At 58.2% G+C, this 19943-nt stretch carries 20 protein-coding genes and 1 tRNA gene; 18 read left to right on the top strand and 3 right to left on the bottom strand.

All coding sequences use genetic code 11. The annotated features are described in order from the left end of the window. The first annotated feature begins 39 nt into the window (after positions 1-39). The 6 genes from K341_RS0110915 (at position 40) to K341_RS0110880 (ending at position 5521) form a co-directional block, all read left to right on the top strand. The gene (locus K341_RS0110915; protein ID WP_026762816.1) at positions 40-462 is read left to right on the top strand and encodes a hypothetical protein; all 423 of its coding nucleotides are present in this window, start codon (positions 40-42) and stop codon (positions 460-462) included. A 220-nt stretch (positions 463-682) separates the two neighbouring features. Further along, positions 683-1081: a hypothetical protein gene (locus tag K341_RS0110910; protein WP_026762815.1), complete on the top strand. Its 399-nt coding sequence runs from the start codon at positions 683-685 to the stop codon at positions 1079-1081. A 120-nt stretch (positions 1082-1201) separates the two neighbouring features. Next, on the top strand, positions 1202-2542 hold the full coding sequence (locus tag K341_RS0110905) for an alanine/glycine:cation symporter family protein (RefSeq protein ID WP_026762814.1): 1341 nt from the start codon (positions 1202-1204) through the stop codon (positions 2540-2542). Between the two features lie 66 nt (positions 2543-2608). Further along, positions 2609-3574, top strand: coding sequence for a D-2-hydroxyacid dehydrogenase (locus K341_RS0110900; protein ID WP_026762813.1), 966 nt, complete (start codon positions 2609-2611; stop codon positions 3572-3574). A gap of 1021 nt (positions 3575-4595) precedes the next feature. After that, positions 4596-5036: a hypothetical protein gene (locus tag K341_RS0110885; RefSeq protein WP_026762811.1), complete on the top strand. Its 441-nt coding sequence runs from the start codon at positions 4596-4598 to the stop codon at positions 5034-5036. A gap of 44 nt (positions 5037-5080) precedes the next feature. Beyond that, positions 5081-5521 (top strand): hypothetical protein, encoded by a 441-nt coding sequence (locus K341_RS0110880; protein WP_026762810.1) that lies wholly within the window; start codon positions 5081-5083, stop codon positions 5519-5521. Positions 5522-5675: 154 nt separating this feature from the next. On the opposite strand, the gene K341_RS0110875 is transcribed toward K341_RS0110880, so the two are convergent. From K341_RS0110875 to K341_RS0110865, 3 genes are all read right to left on the bottom strand, one after another. Continuing rightward, positions 5676-5749, bottom strand: a tRNA-Gly gene (locus tag K341_RS0110875). Between the two features lie 43 nt (positions 5750-5792). Further along, entirely contained in the window at positions 5793-6227 is a 435-nt protein-coding gene (locus K341_RS0110870; RefSeq protein WP_026762809.1) for a hypothetical protein, read from the bottom strand. A 328-nt stretch (positions 6228-6555) separates the two neighbouring features. Next, positions 6556-8607, bottom strand: coding sequence for a TonB-dependent copper receptor (locus K341_RS0110865; protein ID WP_026762808.1), 2052 nt, complete (start codon positions 8605-8607; stop codon positions 6556-6558). A 191-nt stretch (positions 8608-8798) separates the two neighbouring features. Between K341_RS0110865 and deoC the strand changes: the two genes are divergently transcribed. The 12 genes from deoC to K341_RS12980 all read left to right on the top strand — a co-directional run bounded on the left by deoC (position 8799) and on the right by K341_RS12980 (position 19696). Further along, positions 8799-9440, top strand: coding sequence for a deoxyribose-phosphate aldolase (deoC, locus tag K341_RS0110860; RefSeq protein WP_009658809.1), 642 nt, complete (start codon positions 8799-8801; stop codon positions 9438-9440). A gap of 12 nt (positions 9441-9452) precedes the next feature. Next, positions 9453-10394, top strand: coding sequence for a ribokinase (gene rbsK / locus K341_RS0110855; protein WP_026762807.1), 942 nt, complete (start codon positions 9453-9455; stop codon positions 10392-10394). A 13-nt stretch (positions 10395-10407) separates the two neighbouring features. Then, positions 10408-12027 (top strand): xylulokinase, encoded by a 1620-nt coding sequence (locus K341_RS0110850; RefSeq protein WP_026762806.1) that lies wholly within the window; start codon positions 10408-10410, stop codon positions 12025-12027. Between the two features lie 109 nt (positions 12028-12136). Continuing rightward, on the top strand, positions 12137-13174 hold the full coding sequence (locus K341_RS0110845) for a LacI family DNA-binding transcriptional regulator (protein ID WP_026762805.1): 1038 nt from the start codon (positions 12137-12139) through the stop codon (positions 13172-13174). Continuing rightward, positions 13161-13724 carry an SIS domain-containing protein gene (locus K341_RS0110840; protein WP_009658876.1) on the top strand — a complete coding sequence of 188 codons (564 nt, stop codon included), beginning with the start codon at positions 13161-13163 and terminating at the stop codon, positions 13722-13724. Before K341_RS0110845 ends, K341_RS0110840 begins: the two co-directional genes overlap by 14 nt. A gap of 19 nt (positions 13725-13743) precedes the next feature. Further along, positions 13744-14190, top strand: coding sequence for an RbsD/FucU family protein (locus K341_RS0110835; protein WP_009658853.1), 447 nt, complete (start codon positions 13744-13746; stop codon positions 14188-14190). A 30-nt stretch (positions 14191-14220) separates the two neighbouring features. Continuing rightward, positions 14221-15306, top strand: a complete 1086-nt coding sequence (locus tag K341_RS0110830; protein ID WP_026762804.1) for an autoinducer 2 ABC transporter substrate-binding protein — start codon at positions 14221-14223, stop codon at positions 15304-15306. A 92-nt stretch (positions 15307-15398) separates the two neighbouring features. Further along, positions 15399-16901: a sugar ABC transporter ATP-binding protein gene (locus K341_RS0110825; protein ID WP_026762803.1), complete on the top strand. Its 1503-nt coding sequence runs from the start codon at positions 15399-15401 to the stop codon at positions 16899-16901. Continuing rightward, positions 16898-17905, top strand: coding sequence for an ABC transporter permease (locus K341_RS0110820; RefSeq protein ID WP_009349400.1), 1008 nt, complete (start codon positions 16898-16900; stop codon positions 17903-17905). The genes K341_RS0110825 and K341_RS0110820 overlap by 4 nt, the downstream gene beginning before the upstream one ends. A 2-nt stretch (positions 17906-17907) precedes the next feature. Then, positions 17908-18915, top strand: coding sequence for an ABC transporter permease (locus tag K341_RS0110815; RefSeq protein ID WP_037349776.1), 1008 nt, complete (start codon positions 17908-17910; stop codon positions 18913-18915). A gap of 336 nt (positions 18916-19251) precedes the next feature. Continuing rightward, positions 19252-19527: a hypothetical protein gene (locus tag K341_RS12985; protein WP_248676919.1), complete on the top strand. Its 276-nt coding sequence runs from the start codon at positions 19252-19254 to the stop codon at positions 19525-19527. A gap of 10 nt (positions 19528-19537) precedes the next feature. Then, on the top strand, positions 19538-19696 hold the full coding sequence (locus K341_RS12980) for a hypothetical protein (RefSeq protein ID WP_248676925.1): 159 nt from the start codon (positions 19538-19540) through the stop codon (positions 19694-19696). Positions 19697-19943: the final 247 nt, after the last annotated feature.

Below are 19943 nucleotides of genomic sequence, written 5' to 3'. Positions count from 1 at the left end.
AAGCGAAAAATTTGCAGGAGCGCGAAAGGAGGGAAAACGATGGAATTTGAAAAGCTGTATCCCGGACGCGGCGCGCGTGCTGTGGCAGCCACGGCGACGTCTCCCGTACGCCGCACCGCGCAGAGCGAGGACACGAGCGACACATTTGCGCGTATGCTGCAAAATATGCGCGAGGCGAAGCCCGCCAACAGCCGCAGCCGGGAGGACGCCGAGGGCGATACCGTCGTCACGCGGATCCTCGCCGACGGATCGGTCGTCGTGCAGATCTTCCGCGAGGGAAAGCTCATCTCGGAGAATATGACGCGCGGCTCCGATCCCGCGGCGGGCAAGGAAATCCTGAGCACGCAGGTTGAAACGATCGCACAGAAAGCGGACGAAGCCGCGCAAAATCCTCTGCTCGCCTCACGCGCCGCACAGGGCGCAATGGGAGCGGCGGCAGCCGTGATGAACACGGTAATGTAAATCGCAAAAGCCAACAAAGACCTCTTATCCGATGACCGGATAAGAGGTCTTTTGTACTTATTTAGACGTATGAAGATGCGTATGATGGATACATTAACTTTAACGACATATAAATTATAAATGGTATCATAACATTCTACAAAGCAAGACTTAACCTATATCCCCGATACTATTTACAAGATGCACAGAATAATCGCATCCGTGAAAGGAGGAGACCTTGATGGTACTTGACAAAATTGATGTCGACCGCGTTGTATCGCCGGTGAAACCGGTGCAGCGTGCTGCACAGAAAGGAACTTCGGGCGCATTCGAGGATGCCCTGGAGGATTTTAGGCGCTCTAAGCCTGCGGAAACGAATCATTCCGCCGAGGCGGAGGGCGATGCCGTCTTTACGCGTCTCCTCACGGATGGTTCGGTTCTTGTGCAGGTTTACCGTGGGCAGCAGCTCATATCGGAGACTCACATGCGCGGGGCGAATGCAGCCGCGCAGCGCCGGCTCTTGCGCAGCATTGCGGGATACCCGCATCCGGATACCTCCCCCGGGCGTGCGTCCCTGCTTGCCTCTCGCGCAGCACAGGGCGCAGGCGCCGTTGCCGCACTGGTCAATAGGGCGGTGTAGTGCCGACGATCAAAGACCTCTTGTCCGCTTGCCGGAGAGAGGTCTTTTTGTATACATGGACATTCGCGCCAATCTTTGATATGATACACGCATATTTTCATTTTTTTGGAGGTATGCGCCATGGAATCCTTTCTTCCCATCCTAAATGCGATCGACTCCTTTCTCTGGGGCGCGCCGCTCATCGTGCTCCTTGTCGGCACGGGCATTCTGCTGACCGTGCGGCTCTCGCTGATCCAGGTCGTCCGTCTGCCGCAGGCGCTGCGCTTGATTCTCCGAGCAAAGAGCCGGGGGCTCGGTGACATATCGAGCTTTAAGGCACTCTGCGTCGCACTCGCCGCGACCATCGGCACGGGCAACATCGTCGGCGTTGCGACGGCGGTGCAGGTCGGCGGCCCCGGCGCGATCTTTTGGATGTGGACGGCGGCGTTCTTCGGCATGGCGACGAAATACGCCGAGGGGCTGCTCGCCGTCAAATACCGCGAAACGGACGCGCGCGGCGAGATCGCGGGCGGCCCCATGTACTACATCCGGCGCGGCATGGGAGAGAAATACCGCCCGCTTGCCGCGTTTTTTGCCGCAGCAACCGTCCTCGTCGCGTTCTTTGGCATCGGCACGTTCCCGCAGGTCAACGCGATCGTGGACTCGGTGGAGCTGTCGTTCGGCGTGCCGCGTCTCTATACGGACATCGCGCTGACGCTCGTCATCGCCGCCATCACCATCGGCGGGCTCAAGAGCATCGCAGCGGTCGCGGCGCGCGTCATCCCCTTTATGGCGGCGCTCTACGTCGTCATCTGCCTCGGCATCATCCTCGCGCATCTCGGCGAGATCCCCGGCGCGATCGCGCTCATCCTTGATGGCGCCTTTACCGGAACGGCGGCTGCGGGCGGCTTTGCAGGATCGACCGTCATGATGGCGATGAAAAACGGCATCGCGCGCGGCGTATTCTCGAACGAATCGGGACTTGGCTCCGCACCGATCGCGGCGGCTGCGGCAAAGACCAACGAACCCGCCGAGCAGGGACTTGTCTCTATGACCGGCACATTCATTGACACCATCATTATATGCTCTATGACCGGACTGGTTCTTGTACTCACGGGCGCATGGAACGGGGACACGGCGGGCGCCGCCATGACGGGCGCGGCGTTCACGAGCTTTTACGGCGCGGTCGGCGGTGTGCTTCTCACCGTTTCGCTCGCCCTCTTCGCATTTACCACAATTCTCGGCTGGAACTACTACGGCGAGCGCGCCGTCGTCTATCTCGCGGGGCGCGGCGGCATCCTCCCGTACCGCGTCGTCTTTATCGTACTCATCGCGCTCGGCGCATTTCTGAAACTCGAGGCGATTTGGATTCTCGCCGACATCGTGAACGGACTCATGGCGATCCCGAACCTCATCGCCCTGCTCGCCCTCTCGGGCGTCGTCGTCCGCGAGACGCGGAAATACATGGAAAAGCAGGACTGAGCGCGGGCGTCGTCGAATCCTATGGAGAAGGAATATGACCGAAACAATCTCATAGGAGGACTGCGCATGAAGATCGTTGTTTTGGACGGATATACGGAGAATCCGGGCGACATCAGCTGGGCGCCCCTCGCGGCACTCGGCGACCTCACGGTCTACGACCGCACATCGTACGACGAATCGCCGCTCATCCCTGAGCGCATCGGCGACGCCGAGATCATCGTCATCAACAAGACGCCGATTAGCCCCGCAACCATGGATGCCTGTCCAAACCTGCGTGCCGTTGCCGTACTCGCTACGGGATACAACACAGTCGACGCTGCCTATGCACGCAAAAAGAATATCGATGTCATGAATGTACCCGGCTACGGTACGGACAATGTAAGTCAGAATGCAATCGCACTCCTCCTCGAGGCGTGCTCGCAGGTCGGGCATCACGACCGCTCCGTCCATGCGGGCGAATGGACGTCCAGCATCGATTTTTGCTATTGGCAGCGTCCCCTCATCGAGGTCAGCGGCAAGACCGCGGGCATCATCGGACTTGGGTGCATCGGCAGAGCCACCGCGCGCGTCCTGCGCGCGCTGAACGTGAACGTCATCGCCTACAGCCGCACCGAGACGGACGAGGGGCGCGCCGTCGCGGACTATGTGCCGCTCGATACGCTCTTTGCGCGCTCAGATTTCATCTTCCTCCACTGCCCGCTGACGCCCGCGACCGAAGGGATCGTCGACGCGGCGGCGATCGCCCGGATGAAGGACGGCGTGATCATCGTCAACAACGGGCGCGGACAGCTCATCGTCGAGCAGGATCTCGCCGCCGCCCTCAGGAGCGGCAAGGTTGCATGGGCGGCGGTCGACGTCGTATCCGCAGAGCCCATCACCGCGGACAATCCTTTGCTCAACGCCCCACACTGCATCATCAACCCGCACATCGCGTGGGCGACAAAGGAAGCCCGCGAACGCATCATGCAGATCACCGCAGACAACGTGCGATCGTTCATTGAAGGGCATCCGCAGAACGTCGTTAATCGCTGAAAATCCGTATGACGATCCTAAAAAACAGCGTAAAAATTAAAAAGGATCTCGGCAAAAGATAAGAATCCCTCATGAATGTAGAATATATCATAGGGGCATGGGTGATTATTTTTATCTTCGTCGCGCTGTTTGTGCATGGATGCCGCCAACATAAAAAAGGGGCGGCAAGCGGACAGCTCGCAGTTTATTATATGGGAATACTGATCTATGTTTTAGTGCTTGCGGGACTTTTTTCAGTTGCTGTAGCTCGGGAGACCTTTTATTTGGTTTTACATCGAAGGATACAGCGTTTCTCGTATGGATTTTTTCTATAGGAGGCGCGTCTGTTCTTGTCGGGCATACGGCACGAAGATATCTGAAATACCTGGAAGCTACTGCTCCGGACGACCTTCCCGCGATGGATCGTAAGCTGTCCTCCCGCAGGATGTTCGAAGACAGCTTGTATAAAGGTTTTGCATTATTGTGGCTCGGCGGGATTCTGATCCTTTTGAGTATCGTTCTAAAAATAAGCAGCATTATGATAAGTGGAATTGGGGACTGTAACGAAATAGCGTTTTTCGCACTTTCGTTACAGTCCTTTTCTTATGCAATAAATACAGGGCTTCCGGCTGATATGTACCCAATCTTTGTTTGTAGTATTTCGTTACAGCCCCTTCTTTTTGTTGTGTTACAGCGGTAGGGAGGGATGATGGGCACGGAGGCATACGCCCCGGTACCGCCTCGTCTTTATCATGCACATTGTGCTCGGCGCGTTCCTCAAACTCGAGGCGATTGGGTGTCCGCCGACATCGTCAACGGTTCCGGGGCGATCCTAAACCCCATCGCCCTGCTCGCGCTTTCGGACGTCGTTGTGAGGGAGACACGTGCGTATATGGAGCAGATGGGGCGGTGACGCGCGCTCGGCACTTTATGTCGGAGCGGCATGCATGAGTGAGGGCACCTTTTTTCAATTGCCAGCGCGACGATCAAGGGATATTCTGAAGGAAATACCGTATGACCAGGAGCGGGGAGGGAGGTTCCCATGTGGGGAAATATTTTATGTATTCTGCTCGTTGCAGCGGGGACGTTCCTCTATGGTCGGCGGCTGTGCAGGTTCGTCGGCTATTATCGGGAAGGGCGGGTCAGCGGACGGAGGCTCTGTCGTATGGCGGGACGGCTATACGGTATCGTCATCGTGCTGATTTTAGGCCTTTTGGATTCGCTGATCCGGACGGCGCCCTTTATGCAAACGGGGACGGCGAGAGGAATGCTTGTTTTTTGCATGGGGAGTGTAATTTTTATTGGATCGTATACGGATCGAAGGTATATTCGCTATTTGAAGCGGACGGATATGCATGATCTGCCTCCGATGGATGCGGAACATTATCGTTCCTACGGATATTTAATGCATGGGTTCTGTATATGGCCTATCGGGGGGCTCGTCATGCTGATCGGGATATTGATGGTCGCCGCATCGCTGTAGCTGTTCGTGAGAAAAATGTATCGCCGGGAGGAGGGATGAGCGCTATGTGGATGATTTTTGCGGCGCTTTGGTTATCTTTGTTTCTCGGTATGTCCGTCGGCCTCGGCCGGCTGACGTACCGTGCGCGGGCGGCGCAGCGGGAGGGGCGTGTCAGCAGGCAGGCGGTATGCTGGCTCATCGGGCAGACGCTTGCCGCGGGGATGTTGGCGCTATGGGGATTTGACGCCGATTTTATCCTGCCGCGACATTTAACGGATGCCGGGAGCGGATTGCTTACGTTCTATATAGGATGCACACTCTTAACTAGTTGGTACCCGGGCTGCCGGTATCGGCGCTATCTGAAAGGAACTGCTCTTGGTGAATTGCCTCCGCTGGATGCGCGGCATCGCTCCCTCAGCCTTTGGCTGACGCGCGGCACATATTGGATTTGGCCGCTGCCGCTCGGGATGGTCATCGGCGGACTCTATACGGTTTTTGTATCATGAATCCGGTCGCAGGAAAGAAGGGGGGGCATGTGAGCATTTCCATTTAACTAGTGATGTGACGAGTTTCGATGCTTCGGTTCTTGCTGATGGCGTATATCTACGATATGAAAATATACGAAAAAAGCCGTCCAAACGGACGGCTTATTATTTCCTATGGAGCGGGCAATGGGAGTCGAACCCACCTCTAAAGCTTGGGAAGCTTTCATTCTACCGATGAACTATGCCCGCGATGTTCTACATGATAGCAGACACCCGGCATTTTGTCAATCGTTCATTCCGCCTCGGGCAGGAGCTGGATGAGCTCGGGCATGAGGGCGGTGATGTCGCGGACAAAGACGCGCAGAACGCTCCCCATAACGTCGGGATCGAACTGCTCGGGCGCATGCGGTACGACGACGTCGGCGATGATGGTCGTGTCGGAGGTGAGGTAGAACTTCACGAGGCGGCTGTCCTGGTTCTGCCGCATGAGCCAGCCGGTGAGGAGCATGGCGTTCGTGTCGTCGACGGCGTTCTGCGCGAGGCGGATGCGCACGGTTGCGTACGCGGTGGCGTCGATGATGACGAGGATCGGGAGACGGCGTCTCTCGATTTCGAGTTCGCTCTCAAAGACGGTGGTTTGGCGCTCATCGCCCGGCTCACGAATCTGAAAGCCCGTGATGTTTTCCTTCTTGATGTATTCCTCGAATGCTTTGGCCGCCTCTGTCACGACCAATCACCTCCTGCCGCAGTTGAAATTAAAATCATTATAACATACCGCGGACAAAAGTGAAAGGCGGCGCGGGATACTTTTGCGGCAGATGATAAAATTTGCTGTACGCTCTCCGTTGCCGCCCGAAAAATCCGAAACACAGAACCTTCTTCCACGGCAACTAGCCTCGGATGCTCAACCACAAAATGAGAAGCCCCCCTAGGAGTTGGCGCTCCTAGGGGGGCACTTTTTGTGCCATTGACACTGTTTCACTTTTGGCTGACTGCATTGCAGCACGTTCATTTCCGAATGACAAGCCTCGGAACGATATTTTTCTTATACCGTCTTAGAACCGATAATTGGTCTTGAACCATACGGTGCGCCCCGGCTCGTTGATATGCGCCTTAGAGGGCGGCGCAAAACCCGCGACATCCGCCAGCTCCGTGTGGTTGACGAACTCACTGTAGGTCTTGTTAAAGAGGTTGTCGACGCCAAGAGAGAACGTGAGGTTCGTGTCGGGGCGGTAGGCGAGACTCAGTGAGAGAATGCCGAATCCGCCCGCTGCGCCGCTGTCCGTCCCCGTGACGCTGCCGTAGCCCGTGTGGAAGCGGTTCTGCCGGGCAACGAGCCGCCAGACGGCATTTGCCTCGGCCTTGCCGTGTGCGTACTTCGCCGTGAGATTTGCCTCGAGCGGTGCGATCTGCGGGAGCGCTGCGTCGTTCGTGCGGTCGTCGCCGCGCGTGTAGGCGAGCGCGGCGTTCATGGAGAATGCATCGGAGAAACTGTGCGTATAGTCCGCTTCGAACCCGTAGAGCCGCGCATTCACGTTCGCGTAGTCGTTTGCAGGGCGGCGCAGGATGAAGTCCTGCACATGACTGTAAAAGAGGGAGAGGCTGCCGCTGTTCTTCTCGCCGCCGTAGACCCAGCCGAGGTCGAGCTGCGTATTGCGTTCCTTCTTTGGGCGCGTGGAAAGATTATGGTGCACGTTCCATGTGTGATACGCTTCCCAGTAGTCGGCGGGACGCTCCGCGTGACCAAGACCGATGTAGAATGTGAGCGGCTGTGATTTTGCCGTGTGTTCCCAGCGGATAAAGCCGCTCATCATGTTGTCGGTGGTCGTGCCCGACTGCCACCCCCTGTACGGATGGTAGTGATCCGTCGTGCGATCCCAGCGCAGACCTGCCTTTAGGCGGTCGCGCTCCTTCATCTCACGGCTGTACTCGAAGAACATGCCGAGATTCTTGATCGTCATATCGGTGGAGAACGGTGCGCGCGGCATATTCTTCATCGCGCGGGCAAAGGCGTGCTCCTGCTGTGCCAGCTCGATGCCGACGGCACCCATCGTGCGCGGGGAAAACTTCAGATCGGCGACGGTGCGCACACCGTACTGACGGCGCTTGACATCCATACCCATCATGCCCTTGCGGAACGTATAGTTGTCCATGAGATGATCGATGTCGGCGTGGTTAAAATTCAGCGTGAGCTTTTCAACCACAGGAGACATATGCGCACGCTCGAACTTCACTGCCCAGCTGTCGCGGTCGAACTTGCTCCCGTCCATCATGCCGTGAGCGAACTTGCCCCAGCCGCGGCTGGAATCATAGGCGACCTCGAACAGCGTGTCCCGGTCGGGGGTCAGACCGATGATGCCTGAAAGGCTGTGTCGCCCGTAGCCGGAGTGAATGCGGTTCCCGTCACCGTCCTTGTAGTCCTGCGAATAGTTGCGCGTCTGGATGAAGCGCGCATAGCCCTCTTTGCCTCCCGCTGTGACATCGACGATCTCGTCAAAACGGTGATTGGAGGCGCCCATCAGCGAGATGTTGCCGCGCACGCCCGGTTTCTCGAACCGCTCCGTCTCGCGCTCAAAGATGACGCTGCCCGCGATGCTCGCGCCGTAGCGCACGCTTTGCGGTCCTTTGTTCACGATGATGCGGCTGTATGTCTCCGGGAACGCGTACGTCGCCGTCGGATCCATGCGGTTCGGGCAGCCGCCCGCCATGCTCATGCCGTCCATCTGCATCACCATGCGCGAACCGCCCATGCCGCGCATCATCGGATCGCCGCCGATGCCGCCCTTGCGCACGACGGAGAACCCGGGGATGGATTTCAGATAGCCGCCGCCGTCCGCCGCGGGGATCGGCTGGCGCGGTTTGCGCGGATCGGTCACGATCGTCAGCGGCGACTCGGAGCGATAGCCCGTCACAACGATCTCCGGCAGCGTGAACGCATAGGATTCGTCCGGGACTGCCTGCGCAGGTGCAGAACCCGTCATCCCGTTCATACCGGACATATTCATATTGTGCATCGTGTCCGCCGCATAAGCATGTGCGCTCATCAGTGCGAGCCCCGGCAAGAGACCGAGGAGTGGGAGTATGCGGTGGCGCGTCATTCGAGTCATCGGAATACCTCCTGTGGATTCGTCAAGTAAATGAGATTGATTCTAACAACAATAGAATAATATCACAGTTTTGAAAACTAATCAATCTATCATTTTTCTATAAGTGCAGACTATTTATTGTATTTACTTATTTTTGATTCAATGTTACAATTTAAGCATTGAAATATCTAAAAATTTAGGAGGTCAGCTGTATGGAACTTGCAAAGTGTATCGATCATACCCTGCTGCGGACGGATGCACGGAAAGAGGATCTGGACAAACTGCTCACCGAGGCGAAGGCATATCGATTTGCCTCCGTCTGCGTCAGCCCGATTCGTGTTGCGTATGCGGCGCACCGGCTTGCGGGGACGGGCGTTGCGGTCTGCACCGTCGTCGGGTTCCCGCAGGGCGCAACACCGACCGAGGTGAAGGCGTTCGAGACGCAAAAGGCGATCGCGGACGGTGCGACGGAGGTCGATATGGTCATCGCCGTCGGGATGCTGAAGGACGGCGACGAGGACTATGTGAAAAAGGACATCGCCGCCGTTGTAAGCGCTGCCAAGGGGAAGGCACTGGTCAAGGTCATTATCGAGTGCTGCCTTCTCACCGATGAGGAGAAGAAAATTGCGTGCCGTCTCGCCAAGGAAGCGGGGGCGGATTTCGTAAAGACCTCGACGGGATTCAGTACGCACGGTGCGACTGTGGAGGATGTCCGGCTCATGCGCGAAACGGTCGGTGCGGAGATGGGCGTTAAGGCGGCGGGCGGTATCGGCTCGCGCGCGGACGCGGAGGCGATGATCGCCGCAGGTGCCACGCGCATCGGCACGAGCCGCGGCGTGGATATTGTAGGATAGGAGGGATACATGATGAGGATCGCAGTCATCGGCTCGAACATGGTGGATCTGACCGCGTATATTGATCGGATGCCGGCGCCCGGCGAGACGCTTGAGGCGCCGGACTTTGCACTCGGCTGCGGCGGCAAGGGCGCGAATCAAGCGGTCGCTGCCGCGAAGTACGATGCGGACGTGTGGATGGTGACAAAGGTCGGCAGCGATATCTTTGCTGACAACACGATTGCAAACTTTAAGGCGTGCGGGGTCAACACAACCTATGTGCGGAAAACGGAGGGCTCGAGCGGTGTTGCACCCATCTTTGTCGACCGCAGCGGACAGAACAGCATCCTGATCATCAAAGGCGCGAACAACCGCCTTCTGCCGCGTGACATCGACGAGGCGGAGGCAGATCTGAAAAAATGCGGCATGATCCTGCTGCAGCTCGAGATTCCTCTTGAAACCGTTTACTATGCCATCGATTTCGGGCAGAAACACGGCATCCCCGTCCTGCTGAATCCTGCCCCCGCGACGAAGGATCTCTCCATAGAGAAGGTGTGCGCGTGCGATTTCTTCGTGCCGAACGAGACGGAGCTTGCGATCCTCACGGGAATGCCCGCGGAGACCGTTGAGGAGATCGAGCGTGCAGCCGAGACCTTGCTTGCACGGGGACTGAAGAACGTCATTGTCACAATGGGCGGACGCGGGAGCCTTTGGATGACGGGCGGGGAGACATACCGCCTGGAGGCGTACAAGGTTGCTGCCGTTGATACCTCGGGGGCGGGAGATGCGTTTATCGGATGTTTCGCTGGCTGTTATGTGCGGCACGGGGACGTACGGGCGGCGATGCAGACGGCGAGCGCCTTTGCCGCGCTGAGCGTTACGGCGAAGGGGACGCAGATGTCCTATCCGGCGAAGGATGCGGTGGAGACGTTCATTGCGTCTCATGCACCGCTTTCCTTTGACACACGTTCCTAGAAAGGAGGGCATCATGGACGCGCATCGTGCGGCGATTGCCGCAGGTGAAACGGCGCTCGGTCTGGAGCTTGGCTCGACGCGGATCAAGGCGGTTCTTACGGATATGAACTGCCGCGTCCTTGCGCGCGGCAGCTATACATGGGAGAACCGTCTAGAAAACGGTATCTGGACGTATGACCTAAATACGGCATGGGAAGGGGTACGCGCTGCCTATGCGGCGCTCGCGGCAGATGTGCAGGCGCGTTATGGAACGCCGCTCACGCGCATCGACGCGGTCGGGATCAGCGGCATGATGCACGGCTATCTTGCCTTTGACCGCGATGGGCGTCAGCTCGCTCCCTTCCGCACATGGCGGAACAATATCACGGCACAGGCTGCGGATACGCTTACGGAGTATTTCCTCTTTCATATCCCGCAGCGCTGGAGCATCGCGCATCTCTATCATGCCGTTCTCTCGGGCGAATCGCATGTAGGGGAAATCGGCTTCCTAACGACCCTCGCGGGCTATATACATTGGCAGCTCTCGGGAGAGCGGGTGCTCGGCATCGGCGACGCGTCCGGCATGTTCCCCGTCGATGCGGAGAGCGGCACCTATGACGGCAGTATGCTGGAGACCTTTCGATGCCTTGCGGCGGTGAAAGCGCTCCCGTGGGACATTGCGGATATCCTGCCGCGCGTTCTGCGTGCAGGGGAGCCTGCCGGAACGCTGACACCGCACGGCGCGGCGCTTCTCGATCCGAGCGGGCGGCTTCGCGCGGGCAGCCGGATGGCGCCGCCCGAGGGCGATGCCGGGACGGGCATGGTTGCGGCAAATGCCGTGCGCAGGGGCACGGGGAATATCTCCGTCGGAACCTCGGCGTTCTCCATGAACGTCCTCGAGACACCGCTGCGCAAGGCGCATAAGGACATCGACATCGTTATGACGCCCGACGGTGCGCCCGTTGCGATGGTGCATACGAACAACTGCTCTTCGGACATTAACGCATGGGCGGCACTGTTTGGCTCGTTTGCCGCAGCGATCGGCACCGCGCTCACACCGGACGATCTCTATCAAAAACTCTTTGCCGCAGCAGGAATAGGGGATATGGATGCGGGCGACCTCTTGAACTATGCCTGTCTCTCGGGCGAACATATCACGGAGGTGCGCGAAGGGCGGCCGCTCTTTGTCCGCACGCCGCACAGCCGGTTTACACTGCCGAACTTCATGCGGGCGCAGCTCTACGCGGCGTTTGCGCCGCTGCGGATCGGCATGGAGATCCTGGTCCGGGAAGAGGGCGTCAGCCCGACGCGCATGATTGCGCACGGCGGTCTCTTCAAAACACCCGTCGTCGCGCAGCAAATCCTCGCGGATGCATTGAACGTGCCCATTGCCGTCATGGAGACGGCACATGAGGGCGGTCCGTGGGGCATGGCGGTACTCGCCGTCTTTGCTCTCTGTGCGCGGGAGGGGCGGACGCTGCCGGACTTCCTCGACAATGTCGTCTTCGGTACGGCGCGAACGTCTGTCTGCGTGCCGGATCCTGCGGGCGCCGCGGGGTACGACCGATTCATCGATCGGTACCGGACGGCGCTCTCCGTTGAGAAGGAGGCACGGATTCTGCGGGATGAATCTCCTTCCAATACGAGTATATGAAAATTACATGGAAAGTAATATAAAAATATATTGACAATTTGCAAGAAATAAAATAGACTAAAATTGTAATCGGTTACAGGAAAGAGGGCAACGGTAAGGAGCGGTTATTGTGGGGGTCAACATTTACGACGTGGCAAAAAAGGCGCGCGTCTCCTCTGCGACCGTTTCACGCGTGATGAACGGCAGCCCGTATGTGCGTGAGACCACGAAGAGCCGTGTGGTCAAGGCGATTGCGGAGCTCGACTATACGCCGAATGCGGTGGCGCGCAAGCTCAGTACGGGCGATACGGGCAGCATCGGCTTTCTTGTACCCGATATTGAGAACCCGTTTTTCACGCATCTGCTGCGCGGCATCACCGATGCGGCGGACAAACACGGGTACAACATCTTTTTGTGCAGTACCGAGGACAGCGCGGAGAAGGAGCGCCGCTTTCTCGAGTCTATGCGCGCAGAGCGCATGAGCGGGATGCTCGTCATTCCCGTAGAGGCGGGCAGCGAGTCGCTGTGCCGCGCGCTGACCGCTTTTGAGACAGAGCATGTTCCCGTTGTACTGGTCGACCGCAGCCTCAGGCACGGCAGGTTCGACGGGGTGTTCTCCGAGGACTTCCGCGGGGCGATGGCGGCAGTGGAGTGCCTGATCGGCGAGGGGCACCGACGCATCGCGACGATCAGCGGCCCGGAGGACTCCCGCCCCGGCAGCGAACGCCGGCAGGGATACGCGGCCGCACTCTCGAAGTGGGGCATCCCCTTGGAGGAACGCTATATCGCGCAGGGCGACTTCCACCAGGAGCGTGCCTATGAGGCGATGCACATGCTCATGGAGCAGGAGGAACCGCCGACGGCGATTTTTTCCGCGAACAATATGACCTCGCTCGGCTGCGTGCGCTACTTCACGGAGACGGGGCTGCGGCTCGGCAGCGATGTCTCGCTGATCGGGTTTGACGACATCGACCTCCTCCGCTGGGCGGGCATCCCGCTGAGCGTGGTTGACCGCGATACCTGCCGTATGGGGCGGGACGCTGTCAAATTGCTCGTGCGGCGGATGCAAAGCAGCGCGGATACGGGCAGGGAGGAGATCTTTATCCCGACGGAGCTCATTCTGCGCGGTTCTGAGAAATGGAGGGGAGGCCCCAATGCAGCGTTATGAAGAACTTTACCGTCGTGTGCTCCACGAGCATGAACAGGTCTTTACAGCACAGAGTGAAGACGATCTTGCAGCGCTCCTCGAGGAGCTGTGCGCGGCACGCCGCATCTTTGTGGCGGGCGCGGGGCGCGAGGGGATTGCAGCACGCAGCTTTGCCATGCGGCTCATGCATCTCGGCAAAGAAGTGCATTGGCTGTGGGACGACACGACGCCGGGGATGCACGCGGGCGATCTGTTCCTCGTGGTGAACGGCTCCGGCAGGATCGGGCACATCGACTATCTGCTCGATAGGGCGGAGCATACCGGCGCGCGCCGGCTCGTCATTACGGGCGCCCCGGAGGAGCGGACGCCGCGGGCGGCGGAATGCTGTGTGTTCGTTCCCGCCGCCGTCTATAAAGGGACGGATCCGCGCACCGTGCCGTCGGAACAGCCGATGGGCAATTTATTCGAGCAGCATCTCTTCCTGCTGTTTGACATCATTATCATCATGCTGGCTGAGCGGCTGGGGCAGACGCCGGAGACCATGGAGTCGCGCCACCGCAATATCGAGTGAGAGCAAAGGAGGTCTATCTATGTTAAAAGGTATTCCGTCGTGTATCAGTCCGACGCTGCTCAAAGCGCTTGCGGATATGGGGCATGGAGATCTCGTCGTCATCGCGGATGATTTTTATCCCTCCGTTTCGATGGCACGGGACGGCATCACTGTTGATGCGGACGGCATCGGCGCGGCTGCAATGCTGGATGCAATCCTGCAGCTCATGCCGCTCGACACCGAATATGTGGAACATCCCGTGCTCATCATGGACGTGATGGAGGAAAAACGCGCCGAAATCGGACGTCCCGCCGTATGGGATGAGTTCATCGCCGCCGTCGAAAAGAACGAGCCGAAGGGGCAATCCTGCGTCGGCTTCATCGATCGTTTCAGTTTCTACGACAAGGCAAAGACCGCCTTTGTCACCATTTCCACAGGGGAACGCCGGCCGTACGGCTGTGTGATCTTACAAAAAGGCGTTATGTAAGCGCCGACGAGTGCTGAAAGGAGAATTTTCATGAAGGGATCAAAGAAATTCGCCGCCGTCGCGGCAGGGCTGATGCTCTGTCTGGGCGTTATGGGCTGCGGCGGCGGAGACGGCGGTAAGCAGACCGCTTCCTCCGGCAGCGAGGTCAAGCAGGTGGTCGATGCGACGGACGCCGCTAAACAGGGAGACAAGAAGGACTGGAAGATCGCGGTCGTTGTCAAGGACTCCTCGAACGGATGGTTCGCGCGGATGGAGGAGGGCGTCAATCAGTTTGCCGCCGATACCGGCATCAACGCGTACCAAAAGGGCCCCGTCGCGACGGATGCCGCACAGCAGGTGCAGGTCATTCAGGACGTCATCAATCAGGACATTCAGGCGCTCTGCGTTGTTCCGGTCGACCCGGCGGCGTGTGACCCCGTGCTGAAAGAAGCGCGCGACAAGGGGATCATCGTCATCACGCATGAGGGCTCCACCTGCAAGAACGTGGACTATGACCTCGAGGCATTCAACAACGCGGGCTACGGTGCGTTCATCATGGATAAACTCCAGGAGTCGATGGGCGGCAAGGGCATCTACACGACCATGGTCGCACATTTGACGAATGCCTCGCAGAACGAGTGGGCGAACGGCGCCGTTGCCGAGCAGGAGGCAAAGTACCCCGGGCTGAAGCTCCTCGACAACCCCAAGCGCGTCGAGTCGGAGAACAACTCCGAGAAAGCCTATCAGGTCGCTAAGGAAGTCCTCAAGTCCCATCCCGAGGTGACGGGCTTCGTCGGTACGAGCTCGATGGATACGCCGGGCGTTGCGCGCGCGATCAATGAACTGGGACTCAAGGGCAAGGTGTTCGTCGTCGGTACGGGCATGCCGAACGAGTGCCGCGCGCTCATCAAGGACGGCTCACTCTCCTATATCACACTCTGGGATCCTGCCGAAGCCGGCTATGCGATGTGCGTTATGGCACGCCGCGTGCTCGAGGGCAAAGCCATTGAGAACGGCACCGATCTCGGGCTCAAATCCTACAGCAAGCTGATCGTGAGCAAGGAGAACCCGCATCTCTTTATGGGCGCGGGCTGGATCGCGATCAACAAGGACAACGTGGACAACTATAATTTCTAAGCGTCAGCCATTGAGAGTGAGAGCGCGGCAGGCCCTATCCGGCGCCTTCTGCGCTCTTGCTGATTCTATCTATATGTGAGGAGGGGGCGTACGTGTCAGAGTATATGCTCAGGGCGGCGGGCATCAAAAAGTATTTCGGCGGTGTCAAGGCGCTCGACGGGGTCAGTCTCGACATTCGAAAAGGGGAGGTACACTGTCTTGCCGGCGAGAACGGCTGCGGGAAATCCACGATCATCAACATCATCTCGGGATTTTATACGCCGGACGCGGGGTATATCGAGATCGACGGGGAGCGCCATGAGCGCATGACGCCGCAGCTCGCGATCGCCAAGGGGATACAGGTCATCTATCAGGATCTCTCTCTCTTCCCGAACCTCACGGTTATGGAAAATCTCGCGCTCAACATGGAGGTCGCAAGCGGGCGCAAACTTGTCAGCCGCGCACGCATGCGCGACATTGCCCGCGCCGCCCTCTCGAAGGTACACCTCGAACTCGACCTCAACGAGCTCGTGGAGAATTTGACGTTCGGCATGCGGCAGATGATTGCCATCAGCCGAGCGCTGCTGAACGATGCAAAGCTCATCATCATGGATGAGCCGACGACAGGGCTCACGAAGAAAGAGGTAAGGACACTCTTCGGCCTCATCCGGGAGCTCCAGTCGCGCGGCATCGCCGTCCTATTCGTCTCGCACAAGCTCGACGAGGTCTTTGAGATTGCCGAGCGCTACACCATCTTCCGCAGCGGGCGCAACGCTGCGTCGGGCGATACGAAAGAGCTCGATCAAGATAAGTTCACACTCTATATGACGGGGCGCGAGATCGTTGCGCAGCCGTTTACCTACGAGGAAAAGGACGCTCCTGCCGTGCTGGAGGTGCACCGGCTGGGGCTTGCAGGCGGGTTCCGGGACGTGAGCTTTAGCCTCAGGCGCGGCGAGATCGTCGGCATTACGGGACTGCTCGGATCGGGGCGCACGGAGCTCGCCGAGACCCTGTTCGGACGTCATGCCGCCGAGACCGGTGAGATTCGTATCCATGGGGAGAAGGTGACGATCCACTCCATCCGTGATGCCATCGCACACGGGATCGGCTATCTGCCGTCCGATCGTGTGACGGAGGGGCTTTTCCTGCGCCAGCCGATCGCCGACAACATATCCGCCACCAAATGGGAGACCTTTGCGAATGCGTTCGGCGCTGTGGATCGGGGCAAGATCGATGCGATGGCGCATCATTGGACAAAGGAACTCTCCATCGCTCTCCACGACATCCATGACAATGTCGGGACGCTTTCGGGCGGCAATCAGCAGAAATGCGTCCTCGCCAAATGGCTTGCGCTTGATCTGCGGGTACTCATCCTCAACGGACCGACCGTCGGTGTTGACATCGGCGCAAAGTTCGACATCTATGAGCTCATCAAACGACTCGCGCGTGCGGGACTGACCGTGCTCATCATCTCCGACGACCTGCCGGAGGTGCTCATGAACTGCAACCGCGTCATGGTGATGCGTGCGGGGCGTCTATCCGCCGTGCTCGATACGGCGGGGCTCACCGAGAGCAAACTCGCGGGACTTGCACACGAAGGAGGGGAAACGGCATGAAAAAGAGATTTTTTTCATCCACGGAATTTTATATCACCGTCGTTCTGTTTCTGCTCTGCATTGCCATCGAGATGAAAAGCGGGCAGTTCTTCACGGGCAACAACGCGGTCGACCTCGTGCGTGCATTTTCGGTGCCTGCGATGTTCTGCATCGGTGAGATGTTCGTCATCATCACGGGCGGCGTCGACGTCTCCTTTCCGGCGATTGCCTCCATGTCGATGTTCATCGTCTGCTCACGTATGGATGGGGTTGTAGAGAATCCTATTGCCTTCTTTGCGGCGGCAATGGGCATCGGCCTCCTCGTCGGGCTCGTCAACGGATTCATCATCGCGCGCTATCGGTTCCCTGCGCTCATCGTAACGCTCGGGACAAGCAGCATCTGTTTCGGCATCATGCAGGGCGTCTTCAAGTCGCGCGAATACCCGCTCACGGCGCCGCTCTACGAGATGGGGCAGATGAAACTGTTCTCGGCGACCAATGCCGTCTCGGGGCTGACGTCCGACATGCCCGTCGGCATCCTCTTCATGCTGCTGCTCGTCTTTGTCGGTTGGTTCATTCTCAACCGTACGATGCTCGGGCGCGGCATCTACGCCATCGGCGGCGACGAGCGCGCGGCGCAGCGTGCGGGATTTAGCGTATTTAAGACCATTCTCTTCATCTACGCCTTCTCCGGCTGTATGGCGGGGCTGATCGGCGTCCTGCGCTCGACCATGCTGCTAGCCGTCCATCCGAACAATCTTGAGGGACTGGAGATGACGGTCATCGCTGCGTGCGTCCTCGGCGGCGTCCGGATGGAGGGCGGCAAGGGGACGGTGCTCGGGGCACTCCTCGGCATGGCGCTGCTCACCGTCGTGGACAACAGCCTCATTCTGCTCGACATCTCGACCACATGGCAAAAGGTCTTTACCGGTGCGATCATTATCATCGGCACTGCGATCTCCGCCATCCAGATGAAACGAAATGCGCGGCGGCTCACCGTACAAGTTGATAAAGGAGGGGAATGAGCATGGCGACCATTCGAAGCCTCATGCAAAAGGATCAGAACCTGACGCGTCTCTGTATCGTTTTCCTCGCGGTATTTATCATCTGTACTGTACTCAAAGGGACGCTCTTCCTCAGCGTCAACAATTTCCAGTCGATGGGCAAGCAGTTCCCCGAGTTTGGATTACTCGCGATTGCGATGGCGTTTACCCTCTATACCGCGGGCATCGACCTCAGCGTTGTCGCCATTGCAAACCTTTCCGCCGTGCTCGTCGCGAAGGCGCTGCCGCTGCTCGTCACACCGGAGACGGATGCGGGCACCGTGACGGCGATTATCCTCTGCGTTTTCCTGCTCGCACTCCTCTTCGGTACGCTCTGTGGCGCGCTCAACGGGCTGCTCATCGGCGGCGTCGGCATCACGCCGATCCTCGCCACACTAGGCACACAGGCACTCTTTATGGGATGTGCCGTCGTGCTCACGGGCGGCAGCACACTCGGCGGACTCCCCCCTGAGATCGCGAAAGGGATGGCGGCAAAGCCGCTCGGCATTCCCGTGCCGTTCCTCATCTTCGCCGTATTCGCCGCTGCGGCTGCGTTTATCATGGAGCGCACGACGCTCGGGTACAAGCTGCGGATGCTCGGCACGAGTGTCAAAGCATCGGCGTTTACAGGGTTCAGCAATGTGCGGCTCTATATCGCAAACTATATGTTGAGCGGTCTCCTCAGCGCCGCAGCGGGGATCATCATGCTCGGGCGATTCAACTCGGCAAAGGCGGACTACGGTGCCTCCTACGTCATGGAGGCGATCCTTATCGCGGTGCTTGGCGGTGTCGATCCCTATGGCGGAAAGGGCAATATGAAGGGCGTTATCGTCGCCATCCTCATCGTGCAGATGATCTCGAGTTGGCTCAACATGTACGAGAGCATCTCCAACTTCTACCGCCAGATTATCTGGGGCGCGCTGCTCATCTTCGTCCTGATTTACAACCACATCGTGAGCGAGCGCGAGAAGAAAAAGGCGAGCGAACATTGAGAGGACTGGATTTCACCGATATTGCACTGCCGTTATAGGAGCTGTCGCCTCCATCAGAGCGCGGTGCGGTCTTTTAACGGCGGCATAACTCCATACGAACAGAAAGCTCGCTGCGCTGAAAGCTATATCAGTGCAGCGGGCTTACTATTTTTGGACTATTTTATAAGCCTTCATTCCTAACGGAACTTATACCCCGACCTAAATCGCATCACATCTGCTTGTCGTATGTTATGTGCAGAAAGTCGAACAGTGAAGAATGCTGCTGCTGGAAAGGAAGCGATAAAGATGATAACAAAACGTTTGCAAAAGAATATTGCCGTTATGCTGATAGGTATTATGAGTTATGGAGGAGGGAGCGTCGTATTTGCGTACGACGATATAGCCGTTCGCGCGGCAGTGGCGGCAGACGAGGCGGACGAGGTGCATGTGCCGGCATATCCCGAAGAGGCAGTGCCGCCGGGCGAAGCGGACGAGGTGCACATGCCGGCGCATCCCGAAGAGGCGATGCCGCCGGACGAGGCGGATGAGGTGCACATGCCGGCGCATCCGGAAGAGTCTGTGCATGCCGAGAAGGCGGATGACGTCTATATGCCGCTTTCATACTCAATATAATGGGGGCGATATGATCACGCTTGCGCGCCGGGATCGTGAATACGAGCGTGAACGCCGGGATCGAGATCGCCGTGAACGCAGCCGCCGGGGCGGGTACTCGCAGGGCAGCGTCAACACCGCTGCAATTGCGGGTGCCGTCATCGGTGCGATCATCGCAAAAAACACCTAAATATGAGCGGTATCTTGCCGTGCTGAGAGAAAAGGATTGCCGCAGGAAGACGTTCTGCGGCAATCTTTTTATATGCCGTATATTCCTGCGCTCCCTTTTCCTTGACAAATATCATGCCGGTTGCTAGGATAGCATTAAAGAGATATATACGAACTGAACATAGGGCAATGAGAAAAAGGTATACGATCGTTCACGGTACATCCATGGGATTTCCTGCAGAGGCTTGATACACGGATCAGGAGGATGA

The sequence above is a fragment of the Centipeda artemidis DSM 19719 genome, assembly GCF_000426665.1.
In the GTDB taxonomy this organism is placed as follows: domain Bacteria; phylum Bacillota; class Negativicutes; order Selenomonadales; family Selenomonadaceae; genus Centipeda; species Centipeda artemidis.
This window is presented reverse-complemented; position numbering and strand designations above follow the sequence as displayed.